The organism is Nitrincola alkalisediminis (assembly GCF_009821115.1).
Taxonomy (GTDB): Bacteria; Pseudomonadota; Gammaproteobacteria; order Pseudomonadales; family Balneatricaceae; genus Nitrincola; species Nitrincola alkalisediminis.
In genome coordinates this window covers 528,365-541,582 of record NZ_VYTY01000001.1, presented here as the reverse complement: position 1 = coordinate 541,582, position 13,218 = coordinate 528,365, and the positions used below count along the sequence as shown (strand labels likewise).

Annotated in this window: 12 protein-coding genes; 5 read left to right on the top strand and 7 right to left on the bottom strand. The window is 46.5% G+C overall.

Going from position 1 to position 13,218, the window contains the following annotated elements; all coding sequences use genetic code 11:
* The first annotated feature begins 93 nt into the window (after positions 1–93).
* Positions 94–1,029 (top strand): 2-hydroxyacid dehydrogenase, encoded by a 936-nt coding sequence (locus F5971_RS02545; RefSeq protein ID WP_193493833.1) that lies wholly within the window; start codon positions 94–96, stop codon positions 1,027–1,029.
* Positions 1,030–1,059: 30 nt separating this feature from the next.
* Here the strand turns inward: F5971_RS02545 and F5971_RS02540 are convergent, their stop codons facing one another.
* The gene (locus F5971_RS02540; protein ID WP_036507128.1) at positions 1,060–1,590 is read right to left on the bottom strand and encodes a GNAT family N-acetyltransferase; all 531 of its coding nucleotides are present in this window, start codon (positions 1,588–1,590) and stop codon (positions 1,060–1,062) included.
* A 133-nt stretch (positions 1,591–1,723) separates the two neighbouring features.
* Here F5971_RS02540 and F5971_RS02535 point away from each other — a divergent pair, with 133 nt between their 5' ends.
* Positions 1,724–2,269, top strand: a complete 546-nt coding sequence (locus tag F5971_RS02535; RefSeq protein ID WP_036507126.1) for a YaeQ family protein — start codon at positions 1,724–1,726, stop codon at positions 2,267–2,269.
* Between the two features lie 13 nt (positions 2,270–2,282).
* Here the strand turns inward: F5971_RS02535 and F5971_RS02530 are convergent, their stop codons facing one another.
* The 4 genes from F5971_RS02530 to F5971_RS02515 all read right to left on the bottom strand — a co-directional run bounded on the left by F5971_RS02530 (position 2,283) and on the right by F5971_RS02515 (position 6,631).
* A complete protein-coding gene (locus F5971_RS02530) occupies positions 2,283–2,624 on the bottom strand; it encodes a zinc ribbon domain-containing protein YjdM (protein ID WP_036507124.1) in 342 nt (113 codons plus the stop codon).
* Between the two features lie 76 nt (positions 2,625–2,700).
* On the bottom strand, positions 2,701–4,722 hold the full coding sequence (locus F5971_RS18640) for a methyl-accepting chemotaxis protein (protein ID WP_051513981.1): 2,022 nt from the start codon (positions 4,720–4,722) through the stop codon (positions 2,701–2,703).
* Between the two features lie 160 nt (positions 4,723–4,882).
* A complete protein-coding gene (gene gloA2 / locus F5971_RS02520; protein ID WP_193493830.1) occupies positions 4,883–5,266 on the bottom strand; it encodes an SMU1112c/YaeR family gloxylase I-like metalloprotein in 384 nt (127 codons plus the stop codon).
* A 15-nt stretch (positions 5,267–5,281) separates the two neighbouring features.
* Positions 5,282–6,631, bottom strand: a complete 1,350-nt coding sequence (locus tag F5971_RS02515) for an MFS transporter (protein WP_036507118.1) — start codon at positions 6,629–6,631, stop codon at positions 5,282–5,284.
* 73 nt (positions 6,632–6,704) lie between these two features.
* On the opposite strand from F5971_RS02515, the gene F5971_RS02510 reads away from it, so the two are divergent.
* The 3 genes from F5971_RS02510 (at position 6,705) to F5971_RS02500 (ending at position 9,450) form a co-directional block, all read left to right on the top strand.
* Entirely contained in the window at positions 6,705–7,325 is a 621-nt protein-coding gene (locus F5971_RS02510) for a LysE family translocator (protein WP_036507116.1), read from the top strand.
* Positions 7,326–7,416: 91 nt separating this feature from the next.
* Complete coding sequence (locus F5971_RS02505) at positions 7,417–8,262, top strand: AAA family ATPase (RefSeq protein ID WP_036507115.1); 846 nt, start codon at positions 7,417–7,419, stop codon at positions 8,260–8,262.
* Positions 8,263–8,277: 15 nt separating this feature from the next.
* A complete protein-coding gene (locus tag F5971_RS02500) occupies positions 8,278–9,450 on the top strand; it encodes a vWA domain-containing protein (protein WP_193493827.1) in 1,173 nt (390 codons plus the stop codon).
* 75 nt (positions 9,451–9,525) lie between these two features.
* On the opposite strand, the gene fdhA is transcribed toward F5971_RS02500, so the two are convergent.
* Complete coding sequence (gene fdhA, locus F5971_RS02495; RefSeq protein WP_193493825.1) at positions 9,526–10,725, bottom strand: formaldehyde dehydrogenase, glutathione-independent; 1,200 nt, start codon at positions 10,723–10,725, stop codon at positions 9,526–9,528.
* Between the two features lie 331 nt (positions 10,726–11,056).
* On the bottom strand, positions 11,057–13,012 hold the full coding sequence (locus tag F5971_RS02490) for a methyl-accepting chemotaxis protein (protein WP_193493822.1): 1,956 nt from the start codon (positions 13,010–13,012) through the stop codon (positions 11,057–11,059).
* Between the last annotated feature and the right edge of the window lie 206 nt (positions 13,013–13,218).

The window sequence follows — 13,218 nt, the reverse complement described above, 5'->3', positions numbered from 1 at the left end:
CATAAGCGCACTCTTTATTCCGGCAAGGAATTGGTTCAGAATGATTTTCAATCCGATGCCTCCGTAAAACCTAAAGAATAAGCTAGGCAACCTATGAAGATTATTTTTGTCTCTCAAGACCCGAAACCCGAGCGCTGGACCTCATTATTAAGTGCTCTGATTCCAAACGCTAAAATCGAAGCTTGGTCAATTGATACGGCCATGGGCGATGCTGACTATGCCGTTGTCTGGCAGCCACCTGATGCACTGTTTACACTGGAACCCAATCTTAGAGCTCTGTTTAATCTGGGTGCAGGGGTCGATGCCTTATTAAAATCCCCCGCGCTTCCAGACACACTTCCAATTTATAGACTCGAAGATGCTGGAATGTCATCGCAAATGGCCGAGTACGCAGTCCATTTTGTGACCGAATTTAGTCGTGACATGCGCACTTACCGCCAACAGTCCACAAACCAAGTCTGGAAAACGCTGCCTCCCATCCGCAAAGAGCAATGGCCTATCGGAATACTGGGCTATGGTAAAATAGGCTCAGCCGTTGCACAGGTGCTTTCGAGCTTAGAATACCCCGTCGCGACCTGGGTCAGACAAGCGCGAGAATCCGACGTCAACACTATTGAGATGTTTTGTGGAAGCGAAAATCTGAACCCTTTTTTAAATCGATCACGTATTCTGATCAACACACTGCCCTTAACGGATTCAACTGAGAACCTACTCAACTACACAAGACTCGCCCAACTTAAAGAGCACGCGATTCTGATGAACGTGGGGCGTGGAGAACATTTGGTCGACGAGGACTTACTCCTCGCGCTTCAAGAAGGCCGCATTCAGCATGCGATATTGGATGTTTTTCGCCAAGAACCCTTACCCGCACAACATCCTTTCTGGGGACATGAAAAGATTACGATTACACCTCATGTGTCGGCCAGAACACTCAGGGACAGTACGGTTGCTCAAATTGCTGAAAAAATCATTAAACTCGAAGCGGGCCAGGATATTTCAGGGTGTGTGGATCGGCGTAGGGGTTACTGACCTTAGGCACACCGCTCAAGTATCAACGCGTTAATAAACGGGATCGTCTTCTGGCTTGAGCGGTGTATCAAGGATTCGTTGATAAAAGACCAAATCCAACCACTCGCCAAATTTAAAACCGGTTTGACGTAGGCACCCTGACATCTGAAAGCCAAGCGCTTCATGGAGCTGAATACTCGCATGATTAGTCGCATCGATTGCGCCAATTAATGTATGGTAATCGTTCTTTTGCGCACGTTCGATAATCTCCGTGAGCAAGCGCCTAGCCACTCCTTGTCGTTGGTGGTTTTGACTGACATAGACGGAGTGTTCAAGCGTGTACTTAAAGGCTGGAAAAGCTCTGAACGATCCATAGGAAGCAAATCCGGCCAATTCGCCTGCATCTGTCATCAAGCCAATCACCGGATAGTTTCCACCTTGTTTGGCCACAAACCAGTCCTCTAACTGTTGTTCCGTTCTCGGTTTATATTCATACAAAGCCGTGGTGTGCAAAATGGCATGATTAAAAATGGTCAGAATAGCGGCTCCGTGTGTTTCGTAATCACAATCGACTAACTGCATTATCAAGGCTTCCGATCAATCTATGCGAGGAATATTGCAAAAGCCTATCATAAATCAAGTCCATACAGGTCAAAACTTGCGTCCAGAAAAGGCTCAGGTAGACTAAGCACATTCTTCAGCATTCAGGTTATGTATGGCGACTAAAGCTACCGTTTACAAAGTGCAACTTCAGATTGCCGACATGGACAGGCATTATTATCAGGATCATTCGTTAACAGTCGCTCAGCATCCGTCTGAAACTGAAGAGCGTTTAATGGTTCGTGTCTTAGCCTTTATTTTAAACGCATCTGAAACCTTGCATTTTTCAAAAGGGTTAAGCGATGAAGGAGAGCCCGAGCTTTGGGATAAAAGCCTAAACGGGGATATAAATCTCTGGGTTGAGTTCGGTCAAAGTGACGAAAAATGGCTGCGCAAAGCAAGTGGCCGAGCAAAGCACGTCAAGCTTTATGCCTATGGAGGACGTAGCGTTCCCAACTGGTGGAAACAAATTCAGTCATCCTTAACGAGATACAACAACTTACAAGTGTGGGAAATACCAGAAGAACAAGTAAACGCACTGGCTCTTCTGGCCGCTCGAAATCTGCAGTTGCAATGCAATATTAGTGATAAACAAATTTGGCTATCAAACTCAAGCGACAGTTTGATGATTGAGCCGGTGTTACTAAAAGACTTTTCGTAATGCTTAGCTCAAATCAGATCTTTTTGACAAACTCTGATTTGAGCTTCATCGGACCGATTCCATCGATTTTACAATCAATGTCGTGATCGCCATCAACCAGGCGAATACTCTTAACTTTGGTGCCAACCTTTACCACTAAAGAGGATCCTTTGACTTTCAAATCCTTAATAACGGTTACCGAGTCACCGTCAACCAGGGTGTTACCATTGGCATCACGATACACCTTAGCCGTTTCATTTTGATCAAGCTCCGCTGTCGCTGACCACTCATGTGCACACTCAGGACACACAAACATTGACGCGTCTTCGTAGGTGTATTCTGAACCACAACTTGGACAATTCGGTAAATCTGACATTTTTCTACCTTGTAAAAATTAATAAGCCTTGCGTTTTGCAAGGCTTATTATACCGCTAAAATCAGTTAAAGTGGGGTTATTGGTTACGTAAGGCTTTTAACTGATCAATAGCAGCGACCTCATGGTCAATATGATCCATGGTTTCTGTCATTTTAGCGATGGTATGTATATTGCCTTCAACCTCCCCCTCTGCCACGCGCGAGGCTTCAGAGAGTGTTACCATTTCCAGGCTCAGCTGCTGAGCACTCTCTGTTATACTATTCATCGCTGTTTCTGTATGTTCTAGCGTATCCCGAATGGCCACTATCGCGGTTGTTACCGATTTAATCGTTGCGCCAGTTTGATCCAAGCTTTTTTGTGTATTCTGAGATAACTGTCGAACCTCATCAGCCACCACCGCAAATCCTCGACCGGCTTCCCCCGCCCTAGCCGCTTCAATTGCTGCATTTAAGGCCAACAAATTGGTTTGATCCGCAATCCCGGAGATCACTTGCAGTATCGAAAGTACCTCTTCAGAGTTTTTTTGCAACCCCGACACTCGGGCCTGAAGCTGATGTCGCTGCGATGTCTGTTTTTCAATCACATCTGAAAACACATTAAACTGTGACTGCATCGATTGAAGCGAATGCCCCGTACTCTGTGCATAATTGGCAACGTTATTAAAGCTCTCGACCATCTCCCTTAATAAAGGACGATACTCAGTAAGATGCTCGACCAAGGTGGCCTGCACTCGGTTAATCTGCTCTAAACTCTGAATCTTTGATGCCATGAAAAACATACGAAAATGGCTGTACTGAATAGGGAACTGGTCCACATACTCATCGCGGAAGACATCTCCTGGCTTGATTTTAAAAAACAACAAGGCCGTGAGTGTCTGGTTCATATGCACCCCGAGAATCTCACCAAAGGTTGAGAAGCCCGCCACCTTCATCTGATCAAAGTCTTTAATTTGGCTCAACTGATTGGCATTGTTCAAACGTCTAAGAATGCAGTCATTGGCCAACATGGCAAAAGGAGGCACTGGCTTCGACTGCATGACCTGTTTAAACGCTTGCGTTGTACTTGACACAAAATCCTTAGCTTTAACCAAGAACAAACGGTCGCCAAAGGTCAAATCACAAAAAAAGTTGATTGACTCAGTCTGTTCATTAATGCCCGAAACCGAGCGAATAAACAATTCGCCACCTATTTCAACTGCAAACGAATAGCCTGCAAGCATGGAACTCAGCTGGCCGGGTTTACATTTAAAATGGTTACAGAGGAATGAGACAATACTCACAATCCGTGTGCTGCCCTCTGGCATAACCGTGTTGACGACACGTGCCGCTTCGTCAGAATCAGCCACAATAAACGATAGGTTAGTTTTCTGGAAATTATGAGTTTTTAAAATGCTGTAGCGAATATCGCTGGCAAGTCGCACAAAAATCACTACGGCGCAATTTTGAGCCACTTTCTGGCCGTCATGAACCAAGGCTTGGCGAAAATCCAACTTTCCGCCTGCGGAACCTCCAATAAAATAGCAAGGGAAGCGCTCACTCTCGTAGAGCGCTTGCATAAAAAAGTTTTCGCTGCTGGTTAAACCATCAATAAAGGTTAATGCCAGCGTGTTCTGAAAATTAACATCAAATGGAAGTTTGATTTTCTTTATTTCACTTTCAATGGCTTTTACACGTTGCTGACGAGTCAATCCGGCGCGTCCTGATCGTATGTCTTCACAATGCAGTGGAACAGACGCCACATGCACCTGTGCAAAGACCTCGTCACTGTAACTTTGCAAAACAATGTTATCCCAGTGTTTATCAGCCGAATGATATAACTGATTCCCACAGGAGCTGAGCTCTCCAGCGGTCATCACTCCGACCAAATTTTTAGCAAAGGGCATTGCATTTTTGAGTGAACGAACCGTCGCATCAAACTCTAAATGCGGCGAAATAAACGCTAACACTAAGGCAACATTTGCACCGTCAAATTGGAGTTGACGCAACCGCTCAGCGGAAATATCTCGGCTGCTAATCTGTTGAACTTTAATGGACTCGACATCAACTGAATGTACAGACTTCTGGGACTTCTGATCCCTTCCAAACCAAGAAAAAGCCATATTAACTCCAAGAGTGAACATTTGTAATACCACACCTCGAAGTCAAATCACTCTTCGACACCCACTCAATCCATAATTCAAGGCGTGCTCTTTTTATAAGCATGACGTATAAAGACAAAATTTCAATACGACATTAAGCCGACAAAACCTGTATTTAGTCTTAGGTTTCATAAAGTTCGATCGGAAGCCCATCGGGATCGAAAAAAAACAGAAAGCGTTTGCCTGTATACTCATCCATACGTATCGCTTCTGTTTCTACCGCATTCTTCTCTAAATAACCTTGATACTGCTCAACATTCGCGACTTTAAAAGCTAAATGGCGCAATCCGCAGGCCTCTGGATAGGATGGGCGCTTTGGCGGTTCAGGAAAAGAGAAGAGTTCTAACTGCCCACCATCTGGCAATAGCAAATCTAACTTCCAAGAGGCTCTGTCAGCACGGTAGTGCTCAGCGAGTATCTTAAGCCCTAGTGTTTGAGTGTAAAACAATTTAGACACCTCATAATTTGAGCAAATAATGGCAGCATGATGTATACCCAATAACATGTTTCATCCTCACAACTAGGGGGCATCTGCCCGAGTGGATGGCTCTTTCCAGCTCACCGCCGTGTCAATTCCTCGCCCCTCGTTGACGGGCAGTATGGTCAGGATTGCAAGCATAAATAGAATCAAACAAAACACGATGGCATCTGCCAAGCCAAATGCCCATTGCATCAGCCCCAGACCTAGAATGCCAAATACAGCGGCCAATTTTGATGCCATTCCCCAAAAGCCAAAAAACTCAGCTGCTTTCGCCCTTGGCGACAAGGTGCCGACCAGTGCTCGAGCGGAAGACTGGGAAGCACCAAGACTCAATCCAGAGAGAACGCCCGCAACCAAAAAAACATACTGAGCTTGCCACTCGACGCCCAAGCTAACATTCAACAATTGAGTCAGTGATGGGGTTTGCCAAATCGCCAAAATCGCCAGTATCCACAACCACAAAGTCAAGATGTAAATGTATCGGGCACCTTTGAGTGTTTGTAGAACTCCAAAACCTAACGCACCGATAGCGGCCGTCACTTGTACAGTCACAAACATCAGCACGCGAACATGATCCTCCCAACCGATGACTTGAGCACCGTAGATAAAGGAGAAGGCAATAATGATGTAGATACCCGCCATGGAAAAAAAGATGGACACCAACAACCAACGTAAGTCATTAAATCGGTGCATCTGAGAAAGCGTATCCATGAGTCGAACTTTTGCAATATTGCTCCAGGTCTCATGTTGAGGCTTGGCACGCTTCGGTGCTTTTTCCGTCAGCCAAATAAAGGTAGGAATCGCAGCGACTAAGAAGAAAATACCTGCGAAGGGGCCAACCCAGCGTACATTTTCAAAATTTTCGTCAGACACTTCGCCCAAAAAAAGCAAGGCAACAATCGTGGCCACCATCCCACCTAAGTAGCCCACTGACCAACCCAGGCCCGAAATCCAGCCCAAGGACTTTCTCGGCCCTAAATCCGTTAAAAAGCTGGCAATAAAGCCCTCGCCCATTGCATAAGCAAAGTTTGAAAGCACAATCAGCACAATGGCAGGAAATATCCAACCTGGCTCAATGAAATAGAGTAAGGAAGTGGTAATGACGGTGAGCACGTAACTTGCAAACAAAAATTGCTTACGACGTTTAGAGTAATCCATCACCGCGCCACACACCGGATTCGCAACGACCACCATGGCATAACTCAATGCCAGAGCACCGCTCCATAGCAGGTTACCCAAACGATAATCCGGCGCATCGCCAACAATTATCCGCGTGAAAAGATCGCCATACACGACGGTAATGATCAGGAGCGTATAGGCTTGGTTAGCAAAGTCAAACATCGACCAACCAAAAATCTCCCGTTTCGCAGCCAATTGTGTGTTTTCCATGGCTTACCTACTCTGATTTAAGATTCAATGCCTTATACTATTATTATTTTTAACGAAGAGCGATGTTCTACCTATGATATTGCAATGGAGTGACTGGCTCGCGCTCGCGGGCATTTTTATTTTAGGCGCGATGTCACCAGGCCCTAGTTTGGCCGTCATCATTAAACACAGTCTGTACGGTGGGCGTACGCAAGGCATGATTGCCGCCCTCTCCCACGGGCTCGGCATCGGACTTTATGCGGCCCTTAGCATGCTTGGAATTGCCAGTATAATGGTGGCCGCTCCTTGGCTCATCACTCTATTGCAATTGGCTGGTGCTGGATTTTTACTGTATCTCGCCTTTATGTCTTTGCGCAGTGCTCTCGGAAAGTCCTCTGCGAGCTTGCCTGTCGAGCAGACGTCTTCACATCACGCGTTGGCATGGCGCGAGGGTTTTTTAATCGCATTTTTGAACCCCAAAGTCCCCTTATTCTTTGTTGCGCTGTTTAGCCAATTCCTAAGCCCTGAGCAATCCCCGCTGACAAAAGTCCTCGTCGCAGGCATGGCAATGGGGATTGATACCGTTTGGTATTTACTGGTCGCCTTTATTCTATCCAACCCTCAAAGTCGCCACTTCTTTATGAAGATGCGTCAAGGAGTTGATCTTATTTTCGGACTTTTGTTGGTGTTCGTTGCTTCACGACTGCTTTTTTAACGAAGCATCGCCAGTTTGTATGGCCATTTGAGCTCTGACACGAGTAAGGGTAAACTCGTATTATTCGTTTATATTGATGAGTGTCCCTGTCATGCAGTTCAAAGGTTCTGAAAAATACGTCGCCACACCCGAACTACAAGTGGCGGTAAATGCCGCTCTGACTTTAGAAAAGCCCCTATTAATTAAAGGGGAACCTGGCACAGGTAAAACACTTCTGGCTGAAGAGGTCGCCCGTGTTTTGAATCGCCCTCTGATCAGCTGGCATATAAAGTCAACTACCAAGGCACAACAAGGCTTGTATGAATACGATGCTGTCTCGCGCCTACGGGACTCGCAACTCGGCCGTGAGCGAGTAGAAGACATCAGTCACTACATTGTTCCAGGAAAACTGTGGGAAGCCTTTAGTCATGAAGAGCCCTGTGTGCTGCTGATCGACGAGATTGATAAAGCCGACATAGAGTTTCCCAATGATCTTTTATTAGAACTCGACCGCATGGAGTTCTACGTTTATGAAACAAAACAGCAAATTAAAGCCGTCCATCGCCCGCTGGTGATCATTACTTCCAATAATGAAAAAGAGCTGCCGGATGCCTTCCTGCGTCGCTGCTTTTTTCATTACATTCGCTTTCCTGATAAACACACAATGGAACAGATTATCCAGGTGCATTTCCCTCGCATTCAAGAAGAACTGGTGCAGAAAGCCTTGGCCGTTTTTTACGATTTACGCGAAATGTCAGGTTTAAAGAAAAAGCCCAGCACCTCTGAGCTGATCGACTGGTTGAAGCTTTTAATGTCGGACGAGATCTCACGCTCACTCTTATTGGAAAAAGACGCCCTGAATTCCGTTCCTCCTCTTTGCGGTGCCCTCATCAAAAATGAACAGGATGCATCTCTACTGGAGCGACTTGCATTCATGATTCGACGTCAGAATCGTTAATACTCGGACAGCAGCATGCTAATCGATTTTTTTGAAACACTGCGCTCGAAAGAGATCCCCGCTACACCGAGAGAGCTGCTGGACTTGATTCGCGCATTACAAGCCGACCTTGCCTTTGCCAGCATGGACGATTTCTATCTTTTGGCACGCACCTGTTTGGTAAAAGATGAAAAACTCTATGATCGCTTTGACCTCGCCTTTTCGCAGTTTTTTGAGGGTGTCGAAGCAGCAGATGCCTCGCTGTCGAGCCTAGTGCCCGATGATTGGCTGCAGAAAACATTTGAGCGTTATCTATCCGATGAGGATAAAGCCAAACTCAAAGGCTATGAAAGCTTAGATGAACTCATGGAGGCCTTTAAACAACGCCTTGATGAACAAACCGAGCGTCATGCTGGTGGAAACAAGTGGATTGGCACGGGTGGAACCTCTGCATTTGGGCACGGTGGTTATCATCCCGACGGCATTCGCGTGGGGGGTGAGTCCCGTCATCGTAAGGCAGTAAAGGTGTGGGAAAAGCGCGAATTCCGCAACCTCGATGATCGCCAAATGCTGGCTGATCGAAACCTACAAGTTGCACTTAAGCGTTTGCGCAAGTTTGCTCGCACAGGAGCTCATGAAGAGCTGGATTTAGACGGAACCATCCGGGCCACCGCTCAAAAAGGCTACCTTGATATTCAAACCGTCAGAGAAAAGCATAACGCGGTGAAGGTCTTGCTACTCTTGGATATCGGGGGGTCTATGGATGATCATATTCAACGAATTGAAGCCCTGTTTAGCGCCTGCCGTAATGAGTTTAAGCATCTGGAGCACTTTTATTTTCATAACTGTGTGTATGAATCTGTCTGGAAGGACAATACAAGGCGTTTTGATCAACGTATTAGCACCTACGATTTAATTCACAAATATGGGCAGGACTACAAGGTCATCTTGGTCGGTGATGCATCCATGTCCCCATATGAAATTGCGGCACCTGGGGGCAGTGTCGAACACTTCAATGAAGAAACAGGCCAAGTATGGTTAAGCCGTATTATCAAGCAATGGCCTTCCTTGGTTTGGCTGAACCCTGTTCCTGATAGCGCATGGATGTATACTCAATCCATCCAAATGATTCAACAACAGATCGAAGGCCGAATGTTTCCGATGACGCTTGAAGGACTTGAGCGAGCCATGAAATGTTTAGCGAAGTAACCGTTAATTGTTTTAGCAATCAACATCAAAAGAAAGGCCTGTGAAGGCCTCTCGATAAGTGACACAAATTACCGACTAAGCAGCAAAGAGCCTGTGAGGATCGATGACAAATTTTTTCGCAGCACCTCCATCAAAGTCAGCATAGCCTTTGGGTGCATCATCCAGTGAAATAACCTGAACGTTAACCGCTTTTGCAATCTGAACCTTGTCGAACAAAATGGCCTGCATCAATTGACGGTGGTATTTCATGACAGGACACTGCCCCGTATGGAAGGAGTGGGATTTTGCCCAACCCAAGCCAAAGCGCATACTCAAACTACCTTGCTTGGCCGCATCATCATGCGCGCCCGGATCTTCTGTAACATATAAGCCAGGTATACCGATCTGACCGCCCGCTCGGGTAATGTCCATCATTGAATTTAAAACGGTTGCAGGTTTTTCTTCATGGTGACAATGACCATGGCAACGGGCTTCAAATCCAACACAATCAACGGCTGCATCCACTTCAGGAACGCCCAGAATTTGCTCCAAAAGCTCGGGCAATTCAGCATCTTGACGAAGATCGATTGTCTCGCAGCCAAAGCTTTTTGCTTGCGCCAAACGATCAGGAATCATATCCCCGACAATAACACAGGCTGCACCCAGCAACTGAGCCGAGACGGCAGCCGCGAGTCCAACGGGCCCAGCACCTGCAATGTACACGGTTGAACCGGGTCCAACACCAGCTGTAACACAGCCATGGAAACCCGTTGGGAAAATATCGGATAATAGGGTCAAATCACGAATTTTTTCCCGTGCTTGGTCTGAGTCAGGGAATTTGAGTAGATTAAAGTCAGCGTACGGCACCATGACATACTCGGCCTGACCGCCAACCCATCCTCCCATATCAACATAGCCGTAGGCTGCGCCCGGACGTGCGGGGTTCACGTTCAAGCAGATACCTGTCCGCCCCTCCTTACAGTTACGGCAACGACCGCAAGCAATGTTAAATGGAACAGAGACTATATCTCCGACCTTAAGAAATTCGACATCTCGACCACATTCGATGATTTCACCTGTGATCTCATGCCCTAAGACGAGACCAGAAGGCGCTGTGGTGCGGCCGCGGACCATATGTTGATCGCTGCCACAAATATTGGTTGTGAGGACTTTGAGGATAACACCGTGTTGACACTGGCGCTTGCCGATAGACAGTTCAGGAAAGGCAATCGAACGAACTTCAACCTCTCCAGGGCCTGTGTACACTACACCGCGATTTCCGGTAGAAATAGCCATGGCTTTTCTCCATTTATGGTTATTTTAGCGGTCCATAACTTACGGAACGCCGATACAGTGTAGGGATGAAAATGCGAAGTGAATTATTTAAATACGGCGTTAAACGAGATGGTTACGACACCACAGCTAAGGAAAAAAACCGCGTATCATCGTAAAAGGTATCGATTGTGAAAGAAACTATTGAGATAACTCTTCAAGGTATAGATCTAATAAATCCCACTTTTCGACCTGTGGTTGAACATTAAATAATCTAGGAAAATTGAGTGTGCAATTTTCCTAGGTTTGAGAATTGAATCGAGTTTAAAGACTTACCCGACTCTGGTCAGTAGGATCATGTTTTAAAGGCTTTAACTAGGCTATCCAACTGTTGAGACAGTTTTGCAAGTGAAGAAGATGTATACTTCACCTGCTCCGACATCTCGTTGACTCGCTGAGCATCACCATTCACCTCGGCGATATGGCGATTAATCTCCTCAGCAACCTGGTGCTGTTCTTCCGCTGCCGCCGCAATTTGCGTATTCATATCCCGGATCATGTCCACTGATGCTCTAACACGATCAAAACTTTCAGTCACAGCCCGAATGCTAGAGACCGTTTTTCCAGTGGCTTGCTGACTCGCCGACATGCGCTGACTTACTAATGCGGTACGTGTGTTGAGTTTACTCAGCAGAGAGTTGATCTCTTCGGTCGAATCCGCCGTTCGCTGTGCCAACCCCCGCACTTCATCCGCCACTACAGCAAAGCCTCTACCATGGTCACCTGCTCGCGCTGCCTCTATAGCCGCATTGAGTGCTAACAAATTGGTCTGCTCGGCGACACCCCGTATTGTGTCAAGAATCAGGTTGATATTGCGCGAGTCCTCCTCTAGTTGCACAATGGCACTGACAGAGTCCTCAATCTCAGAATTAAGCCGGTCCACTTCTGCAACGGCTACGTTGATGCTGGTCTGGCCTGCTTGGGCCTCTTGATAGCCATTGTCGGCAGCTTGGGCTGCATTGCTGCATGACTTAGCAACCTCGTTGGCCGTGGCGACCATTTCATGAAAAGCCGTTGACACCATATCGACGGAGTGACCTTGACGCCCAGCTGTGTCGGTCATATCCTGCGACAGTTTGGTTGACTCCGCTGAAGAGACCTTCAAGCCCTCAGCACTTAAAGTGATTTCTGACACTAACTTTCGTATCGATTTCAAAAAATGGTTGAACCAGTTCGACAACTCGGACAACTCATCTCGCCCCTTGACCGACAACTCTCGAGTCAAATCCCCCTCTCCCTGAGCGATCTCTTTAAGGCTCTCTGAGACGGCGCGAATAGGTCTGACAATCACATCAGCCGTAAGCTTACCAATCAAAGAGAAGAGTAATACCATAACCAGCACGACCAACGACAAGATACCGATCATTCGATTTGCTGGCCCCATCACTTCGTTATACTCAATTAAACCGATGTAACGCCAACCAAGGCCGGGTGACTCATAAACCGATACCATATAGTCAGTACCAGACAAACGTATACGCTTCCCCCCCGCAGTTGCATCAGACAAGGCACGATAGTCCGCTGAAAGCTCTTTAATATTCTTAAAGTTGTGTTCAGGATTGGCGGCATCGACCAGTATATTACCACTGGCTTCAAGCAGCATCAGATAGCCCGTCTCGCCCAACTTAATGTCACGAACCATTGCCGTCAATTGACCAAGCGACACATCCAAACCGATGGCACCACCCTGCCTGCCAAGCGTATTGGCTGTACTCATAACAGTACTCACAATCACCGCATCGTCGGGCTCCCAATAATAGGCAGAGGTTCTGACAGGTACATTCGGCTGTGCCATTGCCGCTTGAAACCAAGGGCGCTGCCGTGGATCGTAGCGTGCGGATACACTTCCGAGTGGCCACTGAATATACGCGCCTTCCGATGTCCCCATATACACATACGCTAAACCTGGATGCGTAGCTGCAAAGTGATTAAAAAGTTCAAAAACCTCTTGTTCTATCCCGCCAGCTTTATCCGGCGTCATGACCACCTCAGGGCTTGTCAAATAATGTGTGATGCTCTTATCTACCTGCATCATCAAAGGATGACTTGCAAGAAAATGAACACTTTTATTGATTGCGTCAAAATAGACCTGCATTGCGTTGTCTATCTGGCGGATTTCGCGGGAAGTACTGGCTTGGAAAGTGTCTTCCGCTTGCTGGCGCAGGTGAGTGACCACAACGGCTGAGATAATCACGATCGGCAACACCGCTAAAGCAATAAATGCCAGAATCAATTTTGTTCGTATTTTCACTGGCTAAATCCTCACTCTAGTTTTGTTACCCATCACAGTATAGAACTGTTATGGGAAAATAAATAACTAAAAGCGCCATCAAGTCCATGTATTACGACGTTTAATAAGTATTTAATAGATTTCTATAAATGTTTATTCTTTAAGGATTATTGTCAAACTGAACAAATGAAAAAACGCTTGGCTAACAGCCAAGCGATTCGGATCTT